The organism is Lentzea aerocolonigenes, from assembly GCF_000955955.1.
GTDB lineage: Bacteria > Actinomycetota > Actinomycetes > Mycobacteriales > Pseudonocardiaceae > Lentzea > Lentzea aerocolonigenes_A.
Map to the genome: position 1 here is coordinate 1 of NZ_JYJG01000477.1, position 363 is coordinate 363.

Genomic DNA, 363 nt, shown 5'->3' on the forward strand with positions numbered 1-363 from the left:
CGGTCGCGGGTCCACACGAACCTGCGTAGGGCGGCGGGTGGGCGGTAGGTGGTGGTGCCGAACTCCAGTGGCTCGCCGCTGGTCGGTTCGGTGAGCAGGCGGCGCCAGGTTGCGTCGGCGGCCAGTTCGCGGGCCATGTCGGCGGAGATCGGGCCGTACCCAGCCAGTTCACCCGGCTGTTCGGACAGGCCCATGAGCGTGGCCGCGGAGATGGTCACGTAGACCTCGGTCTTCACCGAACTGGTCTTGTCCGGAGTGGCGAGGATCAGATCAGCGACCACATCCGCGCGAATCTGGTCCAGCGTGCGGACATCCTTCGGGTTGCGCACAGAACGGGCGATGGCGTCCACGCGCTCGTAGCAC

Annotated in this window: 1 protein-coding gene; it reads right to left on the reverse strand. The window is 68.0% G+C overall.

Annotation, left to right across the window (positions count from 1 at the left end; all coding sequences use genetic code 11):
• Positions 1-329: DUF222 domain-containing protein (locus tag UK23_RS44125; RefSeq protein WP_231114962.1), on the reverse strand; the 329-nt coding region annotated here is incomplete at its 3' end.
• Positions 330-363: the final 34 nt, after the last annotated feature.